This is a genomic window from Rhodococcus sp. NPDC059234 (genome assembly GCF_042754225.1).
In the GTDB taxonomy this organism is placed as follows: Bacteria; Actinomycetota; Actinomycetes; order Mycobacteriales; family Mycobacteriaceae; genus Rhodococcus_G.
On record NZ_JBHZAH010000036.1, the window covers coordinates 17,671 to 42,306 of the forward strand.

23 protein-coding genes are annotated in these 24,636 nt (G+C 71.1%); 7 read left to right on the top strand and 16 right to left on the bottom strand.

Annotated features, from left to right (window positions below; all coding sequences use genetic code 11):
* The first annotated feature begins 33 nt into the window (after positions 1 to 33).
* The gene (locus ACFXGJ_RS10570; RefSeq protein WP_378618691.1) at positions 34 to 1,170 is read left to right on the top strand and encodes an NAD(P)/FAD-dependent oxidoreductase; all 1,137 of its coding nucleotides are present in this window, start codon (positions 34 to 36) and stop codon (positions 1,168 to 1,170) included.
* On the opposite strand, the gene ACFXGJ_RS10575 is transcribed toward ACFXGJ_RS10570, so the two are convergent.
* Positions 1,160 to 1,756 (bottom strand): TetR/AcrR family transcriptional regulator, encoded by a 597-nt coding sequence (locus ACFXGJ_RS10575; protein ID WP_378618693.1) that lies wholly within the window; start codon positions 1,754 to 1,756, stop codon positions 1,160 to 1,162. The genes ACFXGJ_RS10570 and ACFXGJ_RS10575 overlap by 11 nt on opposite strands.
* 119 nt (positions 1,757 to 1,875) lie before the next feature.
* On the opposite strand from ACFXGJ_RS10575, the gene ACFXGJ_RS10580 reads away from it, so the two are divergent.
* Positions 1,876 to 2,745: an SDR family NAD(P)-dependent oxidoreductase gene (locus ACFXGJ_RS10580; protein WP_378618696.1), complete on the top strand. Its 870-nt coding sequence runs from the start codon at positions 1,876 to 1,878 to the stop codon at positions 2,743 to 2,745.
* A 63-nt stretch (positions 2,746 to 2,808) separates the two neighbouring features.
* On the opposite strand, the gene gatA is transcribed toward ACFXGJ_RS10580, so the two are convergent.
* Positions 2,809 to 4,284: an Asp-tRNA(Asn)/Glu-tRNA(Gln) amidotransferase subunit GatA gene (gatA, locus tag ACFXGJ_RS10585; protein WP_378618699.1), complete on the bottom strand. Its 1,476-nt coding sequence runs from the start codon at positions 4,282 to 4,284 to the stop codon at positions 2,809 to 2,811.
* Positions 4,281 to 4,580, bottom strand: coding sequence for an Asp-tRNA(Asn)/Glu-tRNA(Gln) amidotransferase subunit GatC (gene gatC / locus ACFXGJ_RS10590; protein ID WP_378422893.1), 300 nt, complete (start codon positions 4,578 to 4,580; stop codon positions 4,281 to 4,283). The genes gatA and gatC overlap by 4 nt, the downstream gene beginning before the upstream one ends.
* 278 nt (positions 4,581 to 4,858) lie before the next feature.
* On the opposite strand from gatC, the gene ACFXGJ_RS10595 reads away from it, so the two are divergent.
* A complete protein-coding gene (locus tag ACFXGJ_RS10595) occupies positions 4,859 to 5,509 on the top strand; it encodes an amino acid-binding protein (protein WP_378618747.1) in 651 nt (216 codons plus the stop codon).
* Positions 5,510 to 5,531: 22 nt separating this feature from the next.
* Here the strand turns inward: ACFXGJ_RS10595 and ACFXGJ_RS10600 are convergent, their stop codons facing one another.
* Genes ACFXGJ_RS10600 through ACFXGJ_RS10610 form a run of 3 tightly spaced genes read right to left on the bottom strand, consistent with a single transcriptional unit; the run spans position 5,532 to position 7,814 of the window.
* Positions 5,532 to 6,020, bottom strand: coding sequence for a GNAT family N-acetyltransferase (locus ACFXGJ_RS10600; RefSeq protein WP_378618702.1), 489 nt, complete (start codon positions 6,018 to 6,020; stop codon positions 5,532 to 5,534).
* 7 nt (positions 6,021 to 6,027) lie between these two features.
* On the bottom strand, positions 6,028 to 7,098 hold the full coding sequence (locus ACFXGJ_RS10605) for an S-adenosylmethionine:tRNA ribosyltransferase-isomerase (RefSeq protein ID WP_378618705.1): 1,071 nt from the start codon (positions 7,096 to 7,098) through the stop codon (positions 6,028 to 6,030).
* Entirely contained in the window at positions 7,095 to 7,814 is a 720-nt protein-coding gene (locus ACFXGJ_RS10610) for an SDR family NAD(P)-dependent oxidoreductase (RefSeq protein ID WP_378618707.1), read from the bottom strand. Before ACFXGJ_RS10610 ends, ACFXGJ_RS10605 begins: the two co-directional genes overlap by 4 nt.
* Before the next feature lie 57 nt (positions 7,815 to 7,871).
* Between ACFXGJ_RS10610 and soxR the strand changes: the two genes are divergently transcribed.
* On the top strand, positions 7,872 to 8,369 hold the full coding sequence (soxR, locus tag ACFXGJ_RS10615; protein WP_378618710.1) for a redox-sensitive transcriptional activator SoxR: 498 nt from the start codon (positions 7,872 to 7,874) through the stop codon (positions 8,367 to 8,369).
* 67 nt (positions 8,370 to 8,436) lie between these two features.
* Here the strand turns inward: soxR and ACFXGJ_RS10620 are convergent, their stop codons facing one another.
* The 10 genes from ACFXGJ_RS10620 to ACFXGJ_RS10665 all read right to left on the bottom strand — a co-directional run bounded on the left by ACFXGJ_RS10620 (position 8,437) and on the right by ACFXGJ_RS10665 (position 20,761).
* Positions 8,437 to 11,055, bottom strand: coding sequence for a LuxR C-terminal-related transcriptional regulator (locus ACFXGJ_RS10620; protein ID WP_378618713.1), 2,619 nt, complete (start codon positions 11,053 to 11,055; stop codon positions 8,437 to 8,439).
* Between the two features lie 28 nt (positions 11,056 to 11,083).
* Positions 11,084 to 11,293 carry a hypothetical protein gene (locus tag ACFXGJ_RS10625; RefSeq protein ID WP_378618715.1) on the bottom strand — a complete coding sequence of 70 codons (210 nt, stop codon included), beginning with the start codon at positions 11,291 to 11,293 and terminating at the stop codon, positions 11,084 to 11,086.
* A 118-nt stretch (positions 11,294 to 11,411) separates the two neighbouring features.
* Entirely contained in the window at positions 11,412 to 13,532 is a 2,121-nt protein-coding gene (gene ligA, locus ACFXGJ_RS10630) for an NAD-dependent DNA ligase LigA (protein ID WP_378618718.1), read from the bottom strand.
* Between the two features lie 125 nt (positions 13,533 to 13,657).
* Entirely contained in the window at positions 13,658 to 14,680 is a 1,023-nt protein-coding gene (locus ACFXGJ_RS10635; RefSeq protein WP_378618721.1) for a methionine synthase, read from the bottom strand.
* Positions 14,677 to 15,765 (bottom strand): tRNA 2-thiouridine(34) synthase MnmA, encoded by a 1,089-nt coding sequence (gene mnmA, locus ACFXGJ_RS10640; protein WP_378618723.1) that lies wholly within the window; start codon positions 15,763 to 15,765, stop codon positions 14,677 to 14,679. Before mnmA ends, ACFXGJ_RS10635 begins: the two co-directional genes overlap by 4 nt.
* On the bottom strand, positions 15,765 to 17,012 hold the full coding sequence (locus ACFXGJ_RS10645) for a cysteine desulfurase family protein (protein WP_378618726.1): 1,248 nt from the start codon (positions 17,010 to 17,012) through the stop codon (positions 15,765 to 15,767). The genes mnmA and ACFXGJ_RS10645 overlap by 1 nt, the downstream gene beginning before the upstream one ends.
* Before the next feature lie 62 nt (positions 17,013 to 17,074).
* Positions 17,075 to 17,938 (bottom strand): lysophospholipid acyltransferase family protein, encoded by an 864-nt coding sequence (locus tag ACFXGJ_RS10650; RefSeq protein WP_378618728.1) that lies wholly within the window; start codon positions 17,936 to 17,938, stop codon positions 17,075 to 17,077.
* Positions 17,935 to 18,750, bottom strand: coding sequence for a GNAT family N-acetyltransferase (locus tag ACFXGJ_RS10655; RefSeq protein ID WP_378618730.1), 816 nt, complete (start codon positions 18,748 to 18,750; stop codon positions 17,935 to 17,937). Before ACFXGJ_RS10655 ends, ACFXGJ_RS10650 begins: the two co-directional genes overlap by 4 nt.
* Before the next feature lie 207 nt (positions 18,751 to 18,957).
* Positions 18,958 to 19,914 (bottom strand): electron transfer flavoprotein subunit alpha/FixB family protein, encoded by a 957-nt coding sequence (locus tag ACFXGJ_RS10660; RefSeq protein WP_378618732.1) that lies wholly within the window; start codon positions 19,912 to 19,914, stop codon positions 18,958 to 18,960.
* A 46-nt stretch (positions 19,915 to 19,960) separates the two neighbouring features.
* On the bottom strand, positions 19,961 to 20,761 hold the full coding sequence (locus tag ACFXGJ_RS10665) for an electron transfer flavoprotein subunit beta/FixA family protein (RefSeq protein WP_378618734.1): 801 nt from the start codon (positions 20,759 to 20,761) through the stop codon (positions 19,961 to 19,963).
* Positions 20,762 to 20,939: 178 nt separating this feature from the next.
* Here ACFXGJ_RS10665 and ACFXGJ_RS10670 point away from each other — a divergent pair, with 178 nt between their 5' ends.
* The 3 genes from ACFXGJ_RS10670 to ACFXGJ_RS10680 are packed head-to-tail and all read left to right on the top strand — an operon-like array spanning position 20,940 to position 24,585.
* On the top strand, positions 20,940 to 21,770 hold the full coding sequence (locus ACFXGJ_RS10670; RefSeq protein ID WP_378618737.1) for a class I SAM-dependent methyltransferase: 831 nt from the start codon (positions 20,940 to 20,942) through the stop codon (positions 21,768 to 21,770).
* Positions 21,767 to 23,326 (top strand): 1,4-alpha-glucan branching protein domain-containing protein, encoded by a 1,560-nt coding sequence (locus tag ACFXGJ_RS10675; protein ID WP_378618739.1) that lies wholly within the window; start codon positions 21,767 to 21,769, stop codon positions 23,324 to 23,326. The genes ACFXGJ_RS10670 and ACFXGJ_RS10675 overlap by 4 nt, the downstream gene beginning before the upstream one ends.
* A gap of 14 nt (positions 23,327 to 23,340) precedes the next feature.
* The gene (locus ACFXGJ_RS10680) at positions 23,341 to 24,585 is read left to right on the top strand and encodes a glycosyltransferase family 4 protein (protein ID WP_378618742.1); all 1,245 of its coding nucleotides are present in this window, start codon (positions 23,341 to 23,343) and stop codon (positions 24,583 to 24,585) included.
* Positions 24,586 to 24,636: the final 51 nt, after the last annotated feature.

Consider the following 24,636-nt stretch of genomic DNA (forward strand, 5'->3'; position numbering starts at 1 on the left):
CCGCGTGGCGTGGCAGACGAGGACACTGGACGCATGCACACCGTGGTGGTCCTCGGTGCTGGTTTCGGCGGTCTGGAACTGGCCGCATGCCTGTCCGAATCGGTCGCCGACACGGCCCGGGTGGTCCTGATCGACCAGAACGACTCGTTCACCTTCGGTTTCTCCAAGATCGACGTCCTGTTCCGGGACCGCACGCCGGAGTCCGTCCGGATCCCCTACGCGGAACTGAACCGGCCGGGCGTCGAGTTCCGCCAGGAACGGGTCACCTCGATCGACCCCGGAACCCGCCGGGTGGTCACCGACCGGTCGGAGTACCAGCCCGACACCCTCGTCGTCGCGCTCGGCGCCGAGTACGACTCCGCCGCGACCCCCGGGTTCGTCGCGGACGGCCACGAGTACTACTCGATCGAGGGCACCTGCCGGCTGCGGGACCGCCTCGCCGGCTTCACCGGCGGCACCGTCGTGATCGGGATCCTCAGCGTGCCGTTCAAGTGTCCACCCGCACCGTACGAGGGCGCCCTGCTGCTGCACGACTCGCTGACCCGGCGGGGCATGCGCGCGAGCACCCGGATTCACGTCGTCTCCCCGATGCCCGCCCCGATCCCGGTGTCCGCCGAGACCTCGGCGGCCCTGGTCGCGGCGCTGGCCGAACGCGACATCGGGTACACGCCGGGACAACGCGTCCACTCCCTCGACCCGGTCCGGCACGTGGCGAGCACCGGGGACGGCGAACTCGACTACGACCTGTTCATCGGGATCCCACGGCACCGAGTGCCGGGGGTGGTCGAAGCGTCAGGCCTGACCGAGGGCGGTGCGGACGGCTGGATCCACGTGGATCCGGCCACCCTCGCCACGCCGTACCCGGGCGTGTACGCCGTCGGCGACTGCGCCGACGCCCCCGTGCCCCGGGCCGGGGTGTTCGCCGAGAATGCCGCGCGGACGGTGGCCGCGGGCATCGTCGCGCGACTGCGCGGCACACCCCCGCCGGAGAAGTACCTCGGCCGGGGCTCGTGCTACATCGAGTTCGGCGGCGGGCTGGTCGGCAAGGTGGACGCCGACTTCCTCTCCGGGCCGGCACCGGTGGCCCCGCTGTACGGGCCGTCGACCGAACTCGCTAGGGAGAAGGCCGAATTCGCCGTCACCCGGCATCGCCGGTGGTTCACCGGGTGACCAGGGCCGCGAGCACCAGGTCGAGAAGAGCGTCCGCGTAGTCCTCGGTGAGTCCGCTCAGCCCGAGGGACCAGCGCATCTGCACCGGCCCCACCAACAGGTCCACCGCCAGCTCGAGATCGACGTCGTCGCGCAGCTGACCTGCCTCGACTCCCCGTTGCAGACGGTCGCGCACGACCCTCCGCTGCGGCTCGAGGAGTTGGGTGCGGTAGCCCTCCGCGAGGGCCGGGTCCTGCTGGATCTCGACGTAGAGCGCCCGCAGGAACCCGTCGAACCTCGGCTCCGCCATCTCGGCCACGGTGGACCGGAGGAACAGCCGCAGATCCGCGGCGATGTCGCCGGTGTCGGGCAGTCCGCTGCCCTCCGGACCACCCGAAAGCTCGAGTATCGCGTCGAACACCACCGAACCCCGGCTCGGCCACCATCGGTAGATGGTCTGCTTCCCCACCCCCGCGCGGGCCGCGATCGCCTCGATCGTCAGTCGCGGATACGGGACCTCGGACACCAACTCCGCGGTGGCGGCCAGGATCGCCGAGCGCGCACGTTCGCTCCGCCGGGCGCGGGCGGGTTCCTGTTCTGCCGACATGCCCACACCGTAGCAAATCGAGACGAGACGTTGCGTCTTGACAACCCGCGGGCGCACTGCCACAGTCGTCAACGAGACGCTCCGTCTCGTTGAGCTAGCCGACCACAAGGGGGATCCTCATGACCACCACCGAACCGAGAACCTGGTTCGTCACGGGAGCGGCCCGTGGGCTGGGCCGAGCCTTCGCGGTCGCCGCGCTCGAGGCCGGCGACCGGGTGGCCGCCACCGCACGGGACGTCTCGGATCTCGCGGACCTCGTCTCGGCACACCCCGAGTCCGTCGCGGCGATCACCCTCGACGTCACCGACCGCGCGGCCGCGGCGCGGGCGCTCGCCGACGCGCACACCCGATTCGGCCGCATCGACGTCGTGGTCAACAACGCGGGGTACGGGCTCGTCGGCGCCGTCGAGGAGTTCTCCGAGGAACAGGCCCGCGCGCAGATGGACACGAACTTCTTCGGGGCGCTGTGGGTTACGCAAGCCGCGATCCCGTACCTACGGGCCCAGCGGTCCGGACGCATCGTGCAGGTGTCGAGTGTCGGCGCCGTCGGCGCGCTGCCGCTCTTCGGGCTCTACAACGCGAGCAAATGGGCGTTGGAGGGGTTCAGCGCGGCGGCCGCCGAGGAACTGCGTCCGTTCGGGGTGTTCGTGACGATGGCCCAGCTCGGCGGCTTCGCCACCGACTGGGCGGGGTCGAGCATGCGCTTCGCCGCCGCGAACGGGGCCTACGACGAGATCCGCCGAACGGTGCTCGGCGTCTCGGACTATCCGGACCCGCGGGCTTCCGTGCCCGCAGTGGACGATTCGGCCGAGGCCGAGTGGGTGGACGCGCCGCCCGAGGAGGCCGCGGCCGCCCTCCTCGCGCTCGTCGACAACCCGACACCGCCGATCCGGCAGATCATCGGCTCGGGCGCGCACGAGATGGTGAACATGGCGCTGGCCGCCCGCCGCGCCGACTACGAGACGGACCCGGCGTTCGCCTGGCCGTGACGCGGCCGCGCCGACCGTGCGTGGATTTCACCCCGGTCGGGGTGAAATTCACGCACGGTCGCGTCAGCGCGTGATCGGGCCGCGGGCGGCCTCGTACGCCGCGCCGACGCGGTAGAGCCGCTCGTCGGCCATGGCCGGCGCCATGATCTGCAGGCCGACCGGCAGCCCGTCGTCCGCGGACAACCCGGACGGCACCGACATCGCGCAGTGCCCGGCGAGGTTCGTCGGCAGGGTGCACAGGTCGGAGAGGTACATCGCGAGCGGGTCGTCGACCTTCTCGCCCAGCTTCCACGGGGTGAACGGGCTGGTCGGCGAGACCAGCACGTCGGCCTGCTCGTACGCCCGGTCGAAGTCGCGGGCGATGAGGGTGCGGACCTTGAGCGCCGAACCGTAGTACGCGTCGTAGTAGCCCGACGAGAGCGCGTAGGTGCCGATCATGATGCGGCGCTTGACCTCTTTGCCGAATCCAGCGGCGCGCGTCGCGGCCATCACCTGGTCTGCGCTCATGTTGCCGTCGTCGACGCGCAGGCCGTACCGCATCGCGTCGAAGCGGGCCAGGTTGGAAGACACCTCGCTCGGCAGGATCAGGTAGTAGGCCGCGAGCGCGTACTCGAAGTTCGGGCAGGACACCTCGACCACCTCGGCGCCGAGCGCGGTGAGCTGCGCGACCGCCGCGTCGAACGAGGAGATCACGCCGGGCTGGTAGCTGTCCGAGTGCAGCTCCTTGACCACGCCGACGCGCACGCCCGTCAGGTCACCGGTTGCACCCTGACGGGCCGCCTCGACCACCGGACGGACCGGTGCGTTGATCGAGGTGGAATCGCGCGGGTCGTAGCCAGCGATCACCTCGTGCAGCAGCGCGGTGTCGAGCACGGTGCGCCCGCAGGGACCGCCCTGGTCCAGCGAGGAGGCACAGGCGACGAGACCGAACCGCGAGACCGTTCCGTAGGTCGGCTTGGTGCCGACGGTCGCGGTGACGGCCGCGGGCTGGCGGATCGACCCGCCGGTGTCGGTACCGATCGCAAGCGGTGCCTGATTGGACGCCAGCGCCGCCGCCGAGCCGCCGCCGGAGCCGCCGGGGATGCGGGTGGTGTCCCAGGGGTTTCGGGTCGGCCCGTAGGCGGAGTTCTCGGTGGACGAGCCCATCGCGAACTCGTCCATGTTGGTCTTGCCGAGCACCGGGATGCCGGCCTCGCGCAGCCGGGTGGTCAGGGTGGCGTCGTAGGGCGCGACCCAGCCCTCGAGGATCTTCGAGCCGCAGGTGGTCGGCATGTCGGTCGTGGTGAACACGTCCTTGAGCGCCAACGGCACCCCCGCCAGCGCGGACGCCGGGGCGTTGCCGGCCGCGAGCGAGTCGTCGACGTCCTTCGCGGCCGCGAGCGCCCGCTCCCCTGCCACGTGCAGGAAGGCGTTGAGCTCGCCGTCCACCGCGACGATCCGGTCCAGGTGCGCCTGGGTCACCTCGACCGAGGACACCTCCCTGGCGTGGATCCGGGTCGCGAGAACGGACGCGTCGAGCGCGGTGAGGTCGGCGGTCACTGCTCTTCTCCCAGAATCTGCGGCACGGCGAAACGGTCCTGCTCGACGGCGGGCGCACCGGAGAGCGCCTGCTCGGGCGTCAGCCCCGGCGCGATCACGTCGGGCCGGGTGACGTTGTTCAGGGCGCTGGGGTTCGCGGTGGGGGGCACGTCGTCCGCGGCGACCTCCGCGACGGTCTTGACGTGGCTGAGGATCGAGTCGAGCTGGCCGGCGAACTCGTCGAGTTCGGCGTCGGTCAGCGCGAGCCGGGACAGCCGGGCGAGGTGGGCGACCTCGTCACGGGAGATGGCAGGCACCGCGTGGGCCCCTTTCAGGTCAACGGACAGCGATCGCCCGTCAGCCTATCGGCTGCACCCGATCCCGCTGCGGGCAGCGCCGTCGATCGCAGCCCGCATTTCCGTTCCGCGGCGGCCACGTGTCGGTGAGATCACCATTTGGGGGCGAGCTGCGGGTTCTCTGCGGACCAACTGCGGTGGTGCCCCATTGGTGTCCGCCACCGGCGATCGATGGTGAAAGGATGAGTCCTGCGGGGGCAACGACGACCTCCGCCGACCTGCGCGACGAAGGAATCGGTGTGTCCTATCTACTGCGTGTCCAGCTTCCCGACCGACCCGGCAGCCTGGGTTCGTTGGCGGTCGCGTTGGGTTCGGTCGGCGCGGACATCCTCTCCCTCGACGTGGTCGAGCGCGGCGCCGGCATCGCGGTGGACGATCTCGTCGTCGACGTCGCGCAAGGGTCCTTGCCGGACACCCTCATCACCGCGGCCGAACAGTTGAACGGCGTGCACGTCGACTCGATCCGCCCCTACTCCGGATTCCTCGACGCGCACCGCGAACTCGAACTCATCGACCAGGTCGCCAGCGCGCGCGACGACCGGTTGCAGGTGCTCGTGGACGGCGCCGCCCGGGTGCTGCGGGTCGGGTGGACCACCGTGGTGGGTATAGGCCCGCACGGCGCCTTCCGCGTGGTCGGCAGCGCGGGCGCCCCCGAGACCCAGGCCGGCGACGTGCCGTGGATGCCACTGCAGAAGCCGACCGTCCTCGACGGCGAGGCCGACTGGGTCCCCCAGTTCTGGAAGGACATGAACACCACGCTCGCGGCCGCCCCGCTGGGACACTCCGGGCGTGCGCTGCTGCTCGGCCGGCCGGGTGGTCCGGACTTCCGGCCGTCCGAGATCGCCCGGCTCGGCTACCTCGCCGGCATCGTCGCGACGGTCCTGGGCTGACGCTGCCGAGAAGTGCTCGGGACTACGCGATCTCGCGGACCAGCACGGTGAGCGGCGTGCCCGGCATCGGCTCCCAGTCCCGCTCCGGCGAGGGCACGAACTCGTAGCGGTCGTAGATGCGTCGGGCGTCGACCATCTCCGGCTCGGTCGAGATGACGACCGCGTGCAGACCACGGTCGTAGGCCTCGTCGAGGACGTGGCGCACCAGGGCCGAACCCGCACCCTTGCCCCGCGCGGTGGGTGCGACGGCCAGCATCCGGAACTCGAGTTCGCCGGTCCCGGCGACGTCCGCGAACGGCGTGCCCGGCTCGGCGATGGTGACCGATCCGACGACCTCGCCGTTCAGTTCCGCGACCACGACCTCGGCCTGGTCCGCTCGTGCGGCGGTGTCCCGCAGTCGCGCGACGTAGTTGCTGGACTCGGAGACGAATCCGCCACCCACGTAGGTGTCCACCGTGAGGTGCGCGACGGCGTCGAAGTCAGCGGGGTCGACGGGGCGAATCGTGATCATGGGGTCACTATCGCAGCAACAACGCGCTGTCCCCAAACTCGTGCCAGAGGTAGCCGTGAGTTAGCGCTGCCTCGTAGGCCCGTCGCACGACCGCCGGTCCCACCACGGCTTCGAGCAGCATCAGGTGCGATGCGCCGGGCGCATGCCATCCCGTAACCAACCCGTCGACCACCCGGGCCGGGCGTCCCGAACCGAGCACCAGATCGGTCCATCCGGAACCCGCGACGACCCGCCCCTCCGCGGTGGCCGAGGACTCCAGCGCCCTCGTCACGGTCGTCCCCACGGCGATCACCCGACCGCCGGCAGCGCGGGTCTCGTTGACGACCCGGGCGGTGTGCTCGGGCACGGCGTACCGCTCCGGGATCGGCGGCTCGCCCGCCTCCGGGGAGGAGACCGCGGTGTGCAACAGGACGGGGGCCAGCGACACCGACTCAGCTACGAGTTCGGTGACCAATCGGTCCGTGAACGGTCTTCCCGCACTGGGCATTTCCGCACTGCCGGGGACGTGACCGAAGACCGTCTGGTAGTAGGGCAGCGGCCAGCGGCCCGAGACGTACGCGTAGGTGATGGGCCTGCCCACCGCGGCCAACAGGTCCGACGCCACGTCCGCCACCCCTTCCACCCGCGCCCGCCACAGCCGACGCGACCCGGGCGGCCACGGCTCCAGGAGCATCGCGAATGCGTTGCGCGGCAGCCGTATCCGAGAACCGACGCCAAGAGCGGGCAACGGCCCGGTTACCGGACCGGGCCCGCGGACCTCGACCGCCCAGTCCTCGCCACCCAACGGGCTCGATCCCAGCGGGGTGGAGAAGTGCACGACCACCGGACCCGCGCCGTCGATCTCGGCGTCCACCGCCGCGGGCAGGGTCGCGGAGGTGTTCACCACGAGCAGGTCGCCCGCCCGCAGGAACCGGGGTAGGTCACGAAAGACAGTGTGTTCGAGCCTTTCTCGATCGGAGACGAGCAGCCGGACGCCGTCGCGCGCCAGACCCCTGGCCTCCGGCGGACCGTCGGCCTCCTGCCGGCGCGACAACTCGAACCGGGTCCAGGATTCGGACGTCCGGTCGGCGGTGGTCATTGCCGTACCCCCACCGGGTCGGCCGGCCGACCCGCGGTCAGGTCAGCCGCCCGGTACCGTCCGCTCGGCGGCCGTTCGTCGAGCAGTCGCAGCACCGCGGGCACCACCGTCTCGGGTTCGGGCCGGTCGGAGATGTCCTCCCCCGGGAACGCCGCCTGGTGCATGGCGGTGCGCATGTCCCCGGGGTCGAAGGCATACACCGCGAGGTCGGGCTCCTCCACCGCGAGGACCGCGCTCGCCCTGTCCAGTGCGGCCTTCGCCGAGCCGTAGCCACCCCAGCCCGGGTAGGCCTCGATCGCGGCGTCCGAGGTGATGTTCACCACGACCCCACCGGCCGCGCGGACCCACGGCAGCAGTGCGGCGGTCAGTGCGAGCGGGGCCAGCACGTCGGTGTCGAACACCTCCGCGAGCGCCGGCTCCGGGTAGTCACGCAGCGCGGGCATCGGGCTGGGACCGAGCGCGCTCGCGTTGTTGACCAGCAGGTCGAGTCCGCCGCGGCGGGTCACCTCGGCCACCAGCGCGGCGCGGTGCCGCGAGTCGGTCACGTCTCCGACGACGGGCGTCACACCCGGCGAACCGGCCGCGACGGCACGCAGTCTCTCTTCCGTCCGCCCCGTGACGACCACCTCCCAGCCGTGGTCGGCGAGCCCGCGGGCGAGCGCGCGCCCCAGTCCGGCCGAACCCCCGGTCACCAGTGCGGTTCGCGTCGTACCCATGAGAACTCCTTGCCGTCAACAGCTTCTGAGTCCATCCTGGAAGTTGAAGTTCACTTGATGTCAAGGGAGGGCGGCGACGTGCGGACCACGGACCTGCTGACGGTCGGGGAGGTGACTCGGCGCAGCGGACTCGCTGCCTCGGCACTGCGCTTCTACGAGAGCGAGGGCCTGATCGAGTCGAGCCGCACGTCGGGAAATCAACGCCGGTACCAGCGCAGCGTCCTGCGACGGATCGCGTTCATCCGGGCCGCGCGCAGCATCGGGCTGCGCCTCGACGAGATCGCCGAGGCCCTCGCCGATCTCCCCGGCGGCCGCACTCCGACCCGGGCGGACTGGACGCGGGTGTCACAACACTGGCGCACCCGGCTCGACGAGCAGATCGACGCGCTGGTGGCGCTGCGCGACGGCCTCGACTCGTGCATCGGCTGCGGGTGTCTCTCGCTCGAGACCTGTGCGCTGTCGAATCCCGGCGATGCCGCCGCCAGCTACGGACCGGGCGCGGCGTTCCTGCCGAGGGCCCTGCATCCCGACGACTCCCCCACGGCGGACGGGTAGTCGGTACGACTACCCGTCCGCGTCTCGCCGTCCACGACGTCACCCGACACCTCCCCCGGGTGGAGACTCAGGTCCGGCCGTGCAGCACCGATTTCAACTCGTCCCTGGTGTCGACGCCGGTCAGCCGCAGGACTCGGTAGATGTGCCCCTCGACGGTTCGCACCGACAGGAACAATCTTTCGGCGATCTCCCGGTTCGACAGACCGTCGGCCGCCAGCGACGCGATCTCGAACTGCCGACCGGTCAGGGTGACCGGCCGCGTCGCCGCGCGCAGAGCAGGAGTGTCCGCGCCCTCACAGGCGCCGGCCAGTCGCCGCGCGGTGGCCGCGGCGGTCAATGCGGACCCCCTCCGTCCCGACCGGCGGAACGCGGTGCTCGCCTGGGCCGCGGCATCGGCGGCGGCGAGCCGATCTCCGAAGGCCTCGTAGCGGCGGGAAGCCGCCTCGAGCGCGGGACCGGCCGTTGCCGCCAGCGCCGCGGCGTGAGCGCTGGCGACCTGTACGCGAGGTCCCTGCACGGTGCGGGCGAGTTCCGCGAGGCGAGGAGCCGTCGAAGAGTCACCGAACTGCGTTGCCGCCTGCAGACACGTGACCTCGTAACCCGGGTGGCCGCGGGCTGCGGCGCGATCCCCCGCCGCCCGGGCTGCCTCGATCGCCGTGCTGGTCGCTCCCTCGGCCGCCGACGCCCACGCTCGGGCCAACGACGCCCCGGAATCCATGAACACGAAGCTCGAATGCCGGACGCTGTCCATCTCGGCCACGGTCGCGGCGGCAGCGGCCTTGTCCCCCGACATGCCCAACGCCTCGGTCAACCACATCAGGCAGGCCGGACGCAATCCCGTCGAAGTGTCGTACGTTTCGGCCCCGGCCAACGCCTCCCGAAGCCACCGGAGGGCGGAAGCGAGGCGGCCCAGTCCGAGCTCCGCATGGCCGACGAGGAGCGCCGTCATGGCCTGCGCGAGTCCCGGCGCCCCCGCCGAATCGCACCGCAACTGCCGCGCGAGGGCCATGGATGCCTCGAGCAGTCCGCCGACGCGGAAGGCCCGCGCCTCCAGCGCGCCGAGCCAGAATCGCCGCGGCGAAGCTTCGAACGATCCGTCCGCGGCCTCGTATCCGCGGGCCGCGACCGCACCCACCTCGTCCACGCGCCCCAACCCGCCGAGCGCCAGCACCTGCACACCGACGGCCGTGATCACGTGGAACCCGGACAGCCCGGACGATCTCAGGGCCGACGCGGCATCGGCCACGGCGACGTCGAACCGGCCTTGCACGGCGTGGACCGAAGCGCGAGCCGCGCGACACCCCGCATCAGCGCCACGGCCTTCCCGGCGGTCGCCCGAATTCAGCACTCGCACCGCGCGTTCCGGATCGCCGAGCATCCACACCAGGTTCGACGCGCGCAATGCCGTCACTCGAACGCCTTCGGCACCGAGGGTTTCGTCCGAGTCCAGCCGGGCGAGAACGGTTTCCGCATCGCCAGCGCGGCCGAGCAGGACCAGTGTCATCGCATGAGCCAGCCGTGCAGTCACCCCGCCGCCCGCAGCGGTCGCGGCGGTCGCCAGTGTGCCGGCGAGGGTGGGATCGAAGAACTGCATCGCAGCGCGGGAGCCGTCGACGAGCAGATCCGCGTCGGGCGGCTGGTCCGAATCCAACGCCAGGACCGCGCGGCGCAGGAGCGCACGCGAGCCCCGGTCACCCGTGGTCGCGAGCTGGTGCGCGACGCGTCCCCGAATCCGGCACAGCCGCATGTCACTGGTGCGGGACCTGCGCACCTCACCGAACAACGGGTGCGCCAACCGAACCCGTCGCTCGGTCCCGTCGTGCTCGACGGTGACCAACGACTGTTCCTCCGCCCGTTCGACGGCAGAAGGATCGGTCAAGCGGCTCAGCACGTCCGCCTCGAGGGGCTCACACACGGACAGGCAGTCGACGACGTCCCCGACCGACCCCGAGAGTCGCCCCATCCGCGCGTCGACGAGTTCGCTCAGGCTGGGCGAGACAACCGGATTTCCCTCCCAGATCCACACCTCGGCGCACTGCTTCATCCGATCGGCGGACAATTCGTCGGCGACCAGCTGGCTCAGGAAGAGGATGTTCCCCCGGGTCAGCTCCCACAGCCGGCGCGCACTGTCCGAATCGACCTGGCCGGACAGTGCGGCCTCGAGCAACCGGTGGGTCTCCTCGAACGAGAGTGCCTGCAGCTCGAGTCGTTCGAGGTGCCGGTCCTTCCACAGGGTGGTCACCGCATCCGGGGCCTGAACACCGCTGCGCACCGTCGCGACCACGGTGGCCTTGCGTCGCATCACCAACTGCTGCAGCACGAACGCCGACGTGTCGTCGAGCAGGTGCGCGTCGTCGACACCGAGGACACGCCGCTGCCCGCGACCGTCGTCGGCGAGCGACTCGATCACCCGCTGCACCCGCCCGGTGGGATCCGGCCCGAGGCCGCCGGGCAGGTCGGAGAACGGTCCGAGCGGCAGGGCCCGTGCCGATGCCGTCGCCACGACCCACCGAGTCCGAAATCCGTGTGCCCGCGCCCACGTGAGCGCCTCGGTCGCCAGTCTGGTCTTGCCGACTCCGGCCGCGCCCGCGAGAACGATCCCGGCGCCGCCTGCGGATCCACTGATCGCCTCGGTCGTCAACCGAAGTTCCTCGACCCGTCCCGTCAGCGGCCATCCGCCGATCATGTTCGAATACTACGGCGTACGGCGTGCGTCAATCCAGTGACGAATCGCCGGGCCGGCGCAGTGCCGTCGCGAGTTTCTCCGCCCCCACCCTCAGCAGGAGGCCGACCCCCTCCGGTTCGATTCCGACGGCATCCGCAATGAACTCGTCCGGCAGTCCCGCCGCGCGCAGCCGCAGGGCTGTCGAATAGGGCGTGGGCAGCCGATTCATCGCCGCCTCGCGTGCGTCGTCCACCCTCATGGATCCAGCATCGGCCGACGCGCCTCGCTCGCGACGAGTGGTCGGATACTCCAACGCCGGACTATCGCGAGTACGGCGTACGAATCACCGAACCGGCCACCCCGTCGACGGACCCGCGTCAGGCCTCGGTCTCGCCGTCGGCGGCGGCCACGGCCTCCGGACCATCCGCGAGCAGCGCCCGGAAACCGTCCTCGTCGAGGATCGGCACACCGAGTTGCTCGGCCTTGTCCGCCTTCGACCCCGGCGCCTCGCCGACCACCACGAATGCGGTCTTCTTGGACACCGAACTCGCAGCCTTGCCGCCGCGGATCAGGATCGCCTCCTTGGCCCCGTCCCGGGTGAACCCGACCAGCGACCCCGTCACCACGATGGACAGCCCCTCGAGGTTCCGCTCGACCGACTCGTCGCGGGCGTCTTCCATGGAAACACCTGCTGCGCGCCACTTCTCGACGATCTCGCGATGCCAGTCGACCGCGAACCACTCGACGACCGCGGCGGCGATGGTGCCGCCGACGCCGTCGACCGCCGCGAGTTCCTCGACCGACGCGTTCTCGATCCGCTCCAGGCTGCCGAACTCCGAGGCCAGCGCCCGGGCTGCGGTGGGCCCGACGTGGCGGATGGACAGCGCCACCAGTACGCGCCAGAGCGGCTTCTGCTTGGCGGAGTCCAGGTTGTCGAGCAGGCGCCGCCCGTTCGCCGAGAGCGCGCCCGCCTTGGTAGTGAACAAGGCCGTCTTCATCAGGTCGTCGGCGGTGAGCGAGAACAGGTCTCCCTCGTCGACGATCACGCCGGCCTTGAGCAGTTCGGTGGCAGCCTCGTAGCCGAGCACCTCGATGTCGAACGCACCGCGACCCGAGACGTGGAAGACCCGCTCGCGCAGCTGAGCCGGGCAGGACCGCTGGTTGGGGCACCGGATGTCGGCGTCGCCTTCCTTCGCGGGCGCCAGCGCCGTACCGCATTCCGGGCAGTGTGTCGGCATCACGAACTCGCGTTCGTCGCCGGTACGCACGTCCACCACCGGCCCGAGCACCTCGGGAATCACCTCGCCCGCCTTGCGGATGGTGACCATGTCGCCGATCAACACGCCCTTGCGTTTGACCTCGGACCCGTTGTGCAGCGTCGCGAGGGAGACGGTGGAGCCGGCCACCGTCACCGGCTCCATGTACGCGAACGGGGTGACCCGGCCGGTGCGACCGACGCTCACCCGGATGTCGAGCAGTCGGGTGGTCGCCTCCTCCGGCGGGTACTTGTACGCGATCGCCCAGCGCGGCGCCCGAGAGGTGGCGCCGAGGCGGCGGTGCAGTGCCATCTCGTCGACCTTGACCACCAGGCCGTCGATCTCGTGCTCCACGTCGTGCCGATGCTCACCCCAGTAGGCGACCTTCTCGACCACAGCGTCGGCCCCGCGCACCCGCGCGGTGTGCGTCGAGACCGGCAGCCCCCAGGCCGCGAGCGCGTTGTAGGCGTCGTGCTGGCTCGCCGGATCGAAGCCCTCGATCCGGCCGAGTCCGTGGCAGATCATCCCGAGCTTGCGCTTCGCGGTGACCGCCGGGTTCTTCTGCCGCAACGAACCGGCCGCCGAGTTTCGCGGGTTCGCGAACGGCGCCTTGCCCTCGGCGACCAGGGAGGCGTTGAGGGCCTCGAAGTCCTCGAGCCGGAAGAACACCTCGCCGCGCACCTCGAGCAGCGTCGGGATCGGGAACTCGTCGCTCGGGGTGAGGGTGTGCGGGATCTCCTCGATGGTGCGGGCGTTGAGGGTGACGTCCTCGCCGGTGCGGCCGTCCCCGCGGGTGGCCCCGCGCACCAGCCTGCCGTTCTCGTACACCAGGTTCAGCGCGACACCGTCGATCTTGACCTCGCACAGGTAGTGCAGATCGGGGCCACCGTCGGCGCCCGGGGCACGACCGTCGAACACCTCCGCCTCGACCTTGGCGATCCAGGCGCGCAATTCGTCCTCGTCGAAGACGTTGTCCAGACTCAACATTCGCTCGAGGTGATCGACCGCGGTGAACTCCGTCGCGAAGCCGCCACCGACCAGCTGGGTCGGCGAGTCCGGCGTGCGCAGATCGGGATGCGATTCCTCGAGCGCGATCAGCCTGCCCAGCAGTGCATCGAACTCGCCGTCGGAGACGATCGGCGAGTCCCGGACGTAGTAGCGGAACTGGTGCTCGCGCACCTCCTCCGCGAGTCGCTGCCACTCGTCGCGTTCGTCGGCCGTCGCTGCCACGTTCTCGGTCACGCGAAAAAGGCTATCCCAGCCCACCGACGGAACCGCCCGAGAGCATCGTCCACGGCGAGCAGCGGGCGGTCGGAGTACGGTCCGCTACCTGGCGGACCGTGCCGCGGGCGGTGCAGACACGCAGATCAACCGAACTCGGCGCCGTCCGCGAAGGCCCGCGCGACCTCCGCCGAACGTCGCAGGGCCTCGCGGGCCCACCCGTCACTCGTGCCTGCCAGGCCGCATCGGGGCGTGACCACGACGCGGTCGGCGAGCACGGTACGCGGAAAACCGAGGCGATCGACGAGCGTGACCGCCGGTTCGGCGAGCTCGCGCCAGCCGGGCACCCGGTCCGGTGCGGCGGTGGGTACCAGACCCAACGCCAACGACAGCCCGGCCTCGAGCGCCTCACCGACGCCGTCCAGGTCGGCGGCGCGCAGCAGGCTCGCATCCAGTGCGATCATCTGTGCGCCGCTGCGCCGCAACAGGTCCAATGGTGCGCCCGCGGCGCAGCAGTGCACGAGCACCGGTCCGTCGACCTGCCCGACCGCCGACTGCAGCACCGCCAGCGCCTCGGGCTCGGGCATCGCGCGCGGCGCCTGCAGGATCGACACCCCCGGCAGCGAGCCGTCCAGCACGGCGGGCAGGCTCGGCTCGTCGAACTGCACCACCACCGGCGACCCGAGCCGACGACCGAGCTCAGCGACATGTGCGCGTACGCCCTCGGACAGCGACTCCGCGAGGTCCCGGATCGCGCCGGGATCGGTCAACGCCCGGTGACCGCCGAACAGTTCCAGCTGCGCGGCCAGCGTCAGCGGACCCACCGACTGCGTCTTGACCGGCTGGTCGGTGCCGCGCAGACCGGCAACCTCCCACGCCTCCTCGAGCGCATCCAGGTCCCGGGCCAGCAGGTCCCGCGCCGTGCGGGTGACCCTGCCGGGCCGCTGCGCGACGCGATAGCCGGTGGTCGAGGTGTCGAGCGGCAGGTCGACCAGCAGTGCCGCGGCCCGGCCGACCAGGTCGGCGCCCAGCCCGCGGGCGGGCAACTCGACCAGGTGCGGCAGCGCGGACAGCTCGCCCACAGTGACGGCCGCGGCCTCCCGCGGATCGGTGCCGGGCCACGAACCGATCCCGGTCGCGACGCCGACCGGAATCGACGGAGAGGTCACCGGCGGTCCGAGCCGGTGCCGGCGATGGTGCCGCTGCCCAACACCACGTCGCCGGCCGGGTCCGGCCGGTACAGCACGACCGCCTGACCGCGCGCCACCCCGGTCAACGGCTCGCGCAACTGCACGTCCAGGCCACCGTCGACCGCCGTCACGACGGCTTCCGCGAGCCCGCCGTGCGCACGGACCTGGACCACGCACTCGACCGGACCCGTCGGCGCGACGCCGGAGGTCCAGATCGCACGGTCGGCGGCGATCGTCCAGACCTGCAACCGCTCGGCCGAACCGACCTTCACGGTGCCGGTCTCGGGCTCGATCTCGGTGACGTAGCGCGGCTTTCCGTCGGCCGCCGGTCCCTCCACGCCGAGCCCCTTGCGCTGCCCAATCGTGAAACCGTGCACGCCCTCGTGATCGGCGAGTTCCTCGCCGGAGTCGGCGTCGACGACCTTGCCGGGCCGGATCCCGATCTTCGCGCCGAGGAACGCCCGGGTGTCCCCGGACGGGATGAAGCAGATGTCGTGGCTGTCGGGCTTGTCCGCGACGGCGAGACCGCGCTCGGCGGCCTCGGCGCGGATCTGCGGCTTCGGGGTGTCGCCCACCGGGAACATCGCCCGCGACAACTGCTCGGCGGTCAGCACGCCCAGCACGTACGACTGGTCCTTGTCCGCGTCCACCGCCCGGCGCAGCACCCCGTCGGTGAGCTGCGCGTAGTGCCCCGTGGCCACGGCGTCGAAGCCGAGCGCGAGCGCGCGGTCGGCCAGCGCGGCGAACTTGATCTTCTCGTTGCAACGCAGGCACGGGTTCGGTGTCTCGCCTGCTGCATAGGACTCGATGAAGTCCTCGATCACGTCTTCCTTGAACCGATCCGCGAAATCCCAGACGTAGAACGGGATTCCGAGCACGTCCGCGGCGCGGCGGGCGTCCCCGGCGTCCTCCTTGGAGCAGCAGCCACGCGAACCGGTTCGCAAGGTTCCCGGAGTGGTGGACAGCGCCAGGTGCACCCCGACCACCTCGTGTCCGGCCTCGACCGCGCGCGCCGCGGCCACCGCGGAATCGACTCCGCCACTCATCGCCGCCAGAACTCGCATCAGCGCACTCCTCCCCTGGATCCGGCGCCGGCAAGTCCAGCGGCCCGCGCCCTTTCGACGACCTGCGGCAGTGCCGCGACCAGCGCGTCCACGTCGGCGTCCGTCGAGGTGTGTCCGAGCGAGAACCGCAGCGAGCCTCGGGCCAGTCTGGAATCGACACCCATCGCGATCAGCACGTGGCTGGCGCTCGCCACGCCGGCGGTACACGCGGACCCGGTGGAACACTCGATCCCCGCCGCGTCGAGCAGCATGAGCAACGAATCGCCCTCGCAGCCGGGAAAGGTGAAGTGGGCGTTGCCCGGCAGGCGGACGGTCCCGGACGACCCGTTGAGCACTGCGTCGGGAATCACCGATGTCACACCCTCGACCAGCCGGTCACGCAGCCGGGCCAGTTCCACCGTCCGCACGTCTAGGTCCGTCACGGTCTTCCGCAGCGCGGTCGCCATCGACACCACCGCCGCGGTGTCCAGGGTTCCGGCCCGTAGGTCCCGTTCGTGGCCACCGCCGTTCAGCAGCGGCACACACGGCACGGTCCGTCCGAGGAGCAACGCGCCGGTGCCCTGCGGTCCGCCGAACTTGTGCGCGGCCACGCTGAGCGCCGACAACCCGCTGGCGGCGAAGTCCACCGGCAGCTGCGCGGCCGCCTGCACCGCGTCACTGTGCATCGGAACACCGAATTCGGCTGCGACGGAAGCCAGCTCCGCGATCGGCATGATCGAGCCGACCTCGTTGTTGGCCCACATCACGGTGACCAGAGCGGTTTCGTCGCCGTGGCGTTCGAGCTCGGCACGAAGGGCTGCCGGATCGACGCGGCACTGAGCGTCCACCGGCAGCCAGGTCACCTCGGCGCCCTCGTGCAGGGCAAGCCATTCCACGGCATCGAGGACGGCGTGGTGCTCGACGGCGCTCGCGACGATCCGGCGGCGGCGCGGGTCGGCGTCGCGGCGGGCCCAGTAGATGCCCTTGACGGCGAGGTTGTCGGACTCGGTGCCACCGGAGGTGAACAGGACCTCCGACGGTCGGGCGCCGAGGTCGGCCGCGATCGACTCGCGCGACTCCTCGACCCGGCGGCGGGCCGCCCGGCCGGAGCCGTGCAGCGACGACGCGTTACCCACCGTCGACAGCACCTCCGTCATGGCGGTGACCGCCTCCGGCAGCATCGGCGTGGTCGCGGCGTGGTCGAGGTACACCGGGGCCGACCGCGTGGAGTCACTGCGGTCGGGAGTGCGGGGGCGAGGCGAAGTCATGACCCGACCAGGATAGCCCGTCGCCGCACTCGGCCCCGACGGCGACTGCGCTGGTAGGCGCGTCAGGACGCGAGGGCTGCGCGCCCCGCCATGGACCGTTCGAAAATCTCGTGCGCGGCCACGTCGTCACCGACCAGCGCCCGCACCTGCGCCTCGCAGCGCGCCGCCAGTTCGCGGCGGTCGTTGCCCGGTTCCTGCAGCGGGGCCAGCCGGACCTCGACGTGCACCCGGCGCAGCCGCACGATCCGTCGCAGCGAGGCGGCCATCGTCTGGTCCCCGACGAAGCAGACCGCGGTGTCGAGCTCGCCGTCGGCGCGGCAGTACCGGACGCCGACCGGAGCCACCAGCGCGCCCGCGTCGATCGCGGACTGGAACATCGCCGGCCGCAGCCGGCCGTAGGCCCGGCCGCACCAGGTGGTGCCCTCCGGGAAGGCCACCACCCGGGCCCCACCTCGCATCCGCTCGGCCGCCTCGTCCACCGCGCCGGGCAGTTCGCTCAGCCGACCGCGGTCGATCGGGATGACCTGCATGCGTCGCGCGAGCGTGCCGAGCAGCGGCCAGTCCAGCAGGTCCGCCCTGGCCACGAAGTCCGCGGGCCCGAGGGCGCTGAGGACGAGCACGTCGGTCCAGGACACGTGCCCGGCCACCACGAGCACCCCGCGGCCGAGCGGCCATCCGGCTCCGCTGTCGTTGCGCACACGCATCCGCATGCCCATCCCGCGCAGCGCGGCCCGCGCACAACCCCGCTGCACGGCGCGCCGACACCGTCCAGGCAGGAGCCTGCCCGCCAGCAGGACCGGCAGTGTCACCACCATGGCGGCGAGCATCGCGTACCGTCCCGCGACGCGGACCCACCCGGCCCGCTCGGAGTCGGCGAGCACGCAGCCGTCGCCGCACGGACTGGACGGCATCCACTGGTGGTTCATCGGGTGATCACCGGGACCTGCGCCGCGACCGCGCGCAGCCGGTTCAGGTACCGCTCGTTCGCCTCGTCCATGCCGAGCAGGGCGACGAAGTCCGCGACACCGAAGTCGGGGTCGTGGGCCGGCTGCCCGCAGATCTTCGCGCCGAGCCGCAGGTAGCCGCGCAGCAGCGGCGGCAGGGTCGCCCGCGCGTCGGGACACGTCGAATCCAGGTCCGGCACCGGGCGGATCGGGTGCACACGGCGGTCCGGTCCGGTCGCGTGCCCGTCGAGCACCGTGTCGCGGACGGCGCGAACGTTGGCACCGGGCATGTCGCCGGGTCGGGCGAGCATCGGCACGGACACGCAGCCCATCGCCCAGCGGTACCCGGTGAGTTCGAGGTAGTTCAGGATGCCGGCCCACATCAGTCCGAGCACCGACCCGGTGCGGTGGTCGGGATGCACGCACGCTCGCCCCATCTCGACCAGTCCCGGCCGCAGCGGGTCGAGGGCGCTGACATCGAATTCGGTGGCGGTGTACAGGCCGCCCGCCGCGGTCGCGGCGTCCGGGGTGAGCATCCGGTAGCAGCCGACCACCTCGTCCGCCAGCTCGTCGCGGACGAGCAGGTGGTCGCAATGCTCGTCGAAACGGTCGGCGTCGAGTCCGTCGGTGATCTCCCGGACCGCGGACTCGAAGCCCGGTTCGGCCGCGAAGACCTGGTAGCGGAGTCGTTGGGCCGCCGTCCGATGTTCTCGATCGGAGGACAGCAGCAGGGTGTAGCGCGGGGTCGTGAGCGCGTCGTAGCGATCCTGGGTGAGAACCTCTGTGGGGGTCACGCAAGGAAGCGTCGGACACCGGGGATGCCAGCCGGCGTCAGCGCAGTGACACGTCGGCGGCCGTTCGGTGAACGATCGCGGACCCCGCGCGCAGCGGACTCCGGCGCGCGATGCAGCGCGCGCAGGAGTACCGAACGCTCGCGGGGACGTGGGACGACAGCGGCCCCGCTCCCAGGAGGGAACGGGGCCGCCGAGGGTGACGCGAGATCAGCCCTTGTGAGCCTTCACGGCCTCGGTGAGCTGCGGTGCGACGTTGAACAGGTCGCCCACGACGCCGTAGTCCGCGATCTCGAAGATCGGGGCCTCTTCGTCCTTGTTGACCGCGACGATGGTCTTCGAGGTCTGCATGCCCGCCCGGTGCTGGATTGCGCCGGAGATGCCGAGCGCGATGTACAGCTGCGGGGAGACCGTCTTGCCGGTCTGGCCGACCTGGAACTGGCCCGGGTAGTAGCCCGAGTCGACGGCGGCACGCGAGGCGCCGACGGCGGCACCGAGCGAGTCGGCGAGCTCCTCGACGACCGAGAACTTGTCGGCCGAGCCGACGCCGCGACCACCGGAGACGACGACCGACGCCTCGGTGAGCTCGGGGCGGTCGCCGCCGACGATCGGCTGACGCGAGGTCACCTTGACGGCGCTCTCGTCCTGAGCCGGCACCTCGACGGTGACCTGCTCGGCGGCACCGGCCTGCGGCTGGGCCTCGACGGCACCCGGACGAACCGAGATGACCGGGACCTCGCCGTTGGCCTTGGCCTCGACGGTGAACGCGCCACCGAAGATGGAGTGCACGCCGGTGCCGTCCGCCTTGACCTCGATGACGTCGGAGAGCAGACCGGAACCGATCCGCGCCGCAAGGCGACCGGACACCTCCTTGCCCTCGGTGCTGGCGGCGGTGATGACGGCGGCCGGGCTCGCGGTCTCGACGAGCGAGGCGAGGACGTCGACCTTGGGGGTGATCAGGTAGCCGTCGATGTCGTCGGACTCGGCGACGTAGATCTTGGCGGCGCCTGCTGCGGCGAGCGCGTCGGCGAGCTTGGCCGCGGTGCCGGCCGGGCCGGCGACGACGGCGGCGGGCTCACCGAGAGCACGGGCTGCGGTGATGAGCTCGGTGCTGACCTTCTTGAGCGCACCCTCGTTGTGCTCGACGAGCACGAGTACTTCTGCCATGGCTTACTTCTCTCCTACGTGTGTGTCTGCTGGTTGAGGGGCGCGATCAGATGATCTTCTGGCCGACGAGGTAGGCGGCGATCTTGGTGCCGCCGTCGCCCTCGTCGGTGACGCGCTCGCCAGCGGTACGCGGGGGCTTGGGGGTGGACGCGGTGACGGTGGTGCCCGCGTTCGCGACGCCCACGGTCTCCGGATCGACGCCGAGGTCGGCGAGGGTGAGGACGAGAACTTCCTTCTTCTTCGCGGCCATGATGCCCTTGAAGGACGGGAAGCGGGGCTCGTTGATCTTCTCGGTGACCGAGACGATGGCCGGCAGCGAGGCCTCGAGGCCGAAGATGCCCTCGTCGGTCTCACGCTCACCGGTGGCCTTGCCGTCGGCGATGGTCAGCTTGCGCAGCTGGGTGAGCTGCGGAATGCCCAGGTACTCGGCGATGATGGCGGGCACGGCGCCGACACGACCGTCGGTGGCCTCGTTGCCGGCGATGACCAGGTCCGCGGCCTCACCGTTCTCGAAGCTGATCTGGCCGAGAGCGGCGGCCAGGGTCCAGCCGGTCTGGATGGCGTCGGACCCGTGCAGGGCCGGGTCGTTGACGTGGACGGCCTTGTCGGTGCCCATGGACAGCGCCTTGCGGATGGCGTCGGTGGCGCGGTCGGGACCGGCCGACAGCACGATCACCTCGCCGCCCTGCGCCTCCTTGATGAGCAGCGCCTCCTCGACCGCGCGCTCGTTGATCTCGTCGAGCACGGCGTCGGCGGCCTCGCGGTCCAGCGTGAAGTCACCATCGGTGAGCTTGCGCTCGGACCAGGTATCGGGGACCTGCTTGATCAAAACGACGATGTTCGTCATGGGTCTTCGTCGACCTCCTGTGTCTGTCTTCTCAGCGAGCGGCGCCGGATGGGCCGAGCTCGGCGTATTCATCTGTTCGCACGATGACCGTGCGTGACATTACCCCACACTAAGTTACCCGCAGGTAACTTAGGTCGAATCTCGTTCACCATAACGGCCGGGAGGGCCATCGAGCCCTGTGATGTGGACCACCCCGCCACGAAATAGAACACGTGGCACTAACCTCGAACCAGTGAGTAACCCATCAGTGCCGACTTCGGCTGACGCGACCCTGCCGCTGACCGGCGAGCGCACCGTCCCCGGCGTGCCCGAGGAGAACTACTGGTTCCGCCGCCACGAGGTGGTCTACCAGCAGCTCCTGCCGCGCTGCGCCGGCCGCGTCGTGCTCGAAGCCGGATCCGGAGAAGGCTACGGCGCCAACATGATTGCCGACGTCGCCGAGAAGGTCATCGGCCTCGACTACGACACCTCCGCGGTCGAGCACGTGCGCGCCCGCTACCCGCGCATCGACATGCGCCAGGGCAACCTCGCAGACCTCCCGATCGAGGACGCCGGCGTGGGGACCGTGGTCAACTTCCAGGTGATCGAGCACCTCTGGGACCAGGCCCAGTTCCTCGCCGAGTGCTTCCGCGTCCTCGCACCGGGCGGCGAGTTGCTGATCAGCACCCCCAACCGGATCACCTTCTCCCCCGGCCGCGACACCCCGCTCAACCCGTTCCACACCCGCGAACTCAACGCAGCCGAGCTGACCGAGCTGCTGGAGCAGGCGGGGTTCGTCGTCGACCTCATGACCGGTGTGCACCACGGTCCCCGGCTGCGCGACCTCGACGCCAAGCACGGCGGGTCGTTCATCGACGCCCAGATCGACCGGGCCCTCGCGGGCGAGCCGTGGCCCACCGACCTCGTGCGCGACGTCGAGTCGATCACCGTCGACGACTTCGCGTTGGTCGAACCGGACATCGACGCGAGCCTCGACCTCGTCGCGATCGCCAGGAAGCCTCTGCCATGAGCACCACATCCGCACCGCAGGAATCGGGCATGTTCTGCCTGGTCCTGCACTCGCACCTGCCGTGGCTGGCCAACCACGGCAGGTGGCCGGTCGGCGAGGAATGGCTCTACCAGTCCTGGGCGGCGTCGTACCTGCCGCTGACCCGGGTACTGCGCACCCTCGCCGACGAGGGGCGCTCGAACCTGCTCACGCTCGGCATCACACCGGTGCTCGCGGCGATGCTCGACGACCCGCACTCCCTCGCAGGGATGCACCACTGGCTCGGCAACTGGCAGCTGCGCGCCCACGAGGCCGCGCTGATGCCCGACCAGCCGCGCCGCGACCTCGGAGCCCGCGAACACCGCCTGTCCGCGCAGGCACTGACCGAGTTCGAGGAGCTGTGGGCACACGGCGGTTCGCCGGTGCTGCGCCGCCTCGTCGACGCCGACACCATCGAACTGCTCGGCGGTCCGCTGGCCCACCCGTTCCAGCCCCTCCTGCACCCGCGACTGCGGCGCTTCCAGCTGGCCGAGGGCCTCGCCGACGCCCGATCCCGTTGGGGTACAAAGCCTTCCGGAATCTGGGCGCCCGAGTGCGGCTACACCCCCGGAATGGAGCGCGAGTACCAGGCGGCGGGCATCACACACTTCATGGTGGACGGTCCGTCGCTGCGCGGCGACTCCTCCCTGGGACGGCCGGTGCGCGAGTCCGACGTCGTGGCCTTCGGCCGCGACCTGCAGGTCTCCTACCGGGTCTGGTCCCCGAAGTCGGGTTACCCGGGCCACGGCGCCTATCGCGACTTCCACACCTACGACCACGACACCGGCCTCAAGCCGTCCCGAGTCACGGGGCGCACGGTCGACTCCGAGGACAAGGCCCCGTACGACCCCGAACTCGCTGCGGCCGCGGTGGACCGGCACGTCGAGGACTTCGTCGACACCGTCAAGTCCCGGATCCGCGCCGAACGCGACCGCATCGGGCGGCCCGCCCTGGTCGTCGCGGCATTCGACACCGAACTGTTCGGGCACTGGTGGTTCGAGGGTCCGCAGTGGCTCGAGAAGGTGCTGCGCGCGCTGCCCGAGGCGGGCATCGAGGTCGGCACCCTGTCCCAGGCGCGCGCCAAGGGGTACGTCGGCGAGCCCGTCGAGCTGACCGACTCCTCCTGGGGCAGCGGCAAGGACTGGCGGGTGTGGGCGGGCGATCAGGTCTCCGACCTGGTGCAGCTCAACTCCGAGGTGGTCCAGACCGCGCTCGACACCGTCGACAAGGCCCGCGGCTCGCAGCGCGCCCCCGGCAGGCCCGAACTACGCGACCGGGTGAACGACCAGATCCTGCGCGAGGCGATCATGACCGTGCAGAGCGACTGGGCGTTCATGGTGAGCAAGGACTCCGCCGCCGGTTACGCGCGCGAACGCGCGCACAAACACGCCCACGCCACCCGCGAGATCGCCGAGGCAGTCTCGTCGGGGCAGAGCGAACGGGCTCAGCGCCTCGCCGACGGCTGGCACCTGGCCGACGGACTCTTCCCGGGTCTCGACGCACGCCGCCTGCCCGACGACAGCGAGAGTTCGACATGAACCGGGAGTGCCCAATGAAGGTCCTGATCGTCTCGTGGGAGTACCCGCCGGTGGTCGTCGGCGGTCTGGGCAGGCACGTCCACCACCTGGCCACCGAACTGGCCGCGGCCGGCCACGAGGTGGTGGTGCTCTCGCGCCGCCCCACCGGCACCGACGCGTCCACCCATCCGACGATCACACACGTCGCCGAGGGCGTACTCGTGGTCGCGGTCGCCGAGGACCCGGCGCACTTCGTCTTCGGCGAGGACATGCTGGCGTGGACGCTGGCGATGGGGCACGCGATGGTCCGGGCCGGCATCGGTCTCGCGAGGCCGGGCCTCGGCGAGGGCTGGCGGCCGGACGTCGTGCACGCGCACGACTGGCTGGTCGCACACCCGGCGATCGCGCTGGCCGAGTTCTACGACGTGCCGCTGGTCTCCACCCTGCACGCGACCGAGGCCGGCAGGCACAGCGGCTGGATCTCCGGGACCATCAACCGCCAGGTGCACTCGGTGGAGTGGTGGCTGGCCAACGAGTCCGACGCCATCATCACCTGCTCGGCGTCGATGGAGGACGAGGTCACCGAGCTGTACGGTCCGCAGTTGGCGCCGATCTCGGTGATCCGCAACGGTATCGACGTCGCAACCTGGAACTACCGGGAGCGGGCCCCTCGGTCCGGCCCGCCCCGACTGCTGTTCGTCGGCCGGCTCGAGTACGAGAAGGGCGTACAGGACATCATCGCGGCGCTGCCCCGGATCCGGCGCAGCCATCCGGGCACCACCCTCGCGATCGCCGGCGAGGGCACCCAGTACGAGTGGCTGCGCGAGCAGGCCCGCACGCACCGGGTGGTCCGATCGGTGAGTTTCCTCGGCTCCCTCGACCACACGGAACTGCTCGGATGGCTGCACGGAGCGGACGCCATCGTGCTGCCGAGCCGGTACGAGCCGTTCGGCATCATCGCGCTCGAGGCGGCGGCCTCCGGGACGCCACTGGTCACCTCGACGGCGGGCGGCCTCGGCGAGGCCGTGGTCGACGGCGTCACCGGCATGTCGTTCCAGCCGGGCGACGTCGACGGTCTGACATCGGCGGTACGCGAGGTGCTCGACGACCCGGCCGCTGCGCAGCGGCGCGCGGCCGCGGCGCGGGAGCGGCTGACGTCCGACTTCGACTGGCATCAGGTCGCGCAGGACACCGCGCAGGTGTACCTGAGCGCCAAGCGTCGCGTACGGCACCCGCTCGCCCGCCCCGACATCCCGCTGCGCCCGCTCCCGGGCCGGTAGTCCGGCTCCGCCGCAGTGTGGGGCGCTTTCGGAGTCCACGGACTCCGAAAG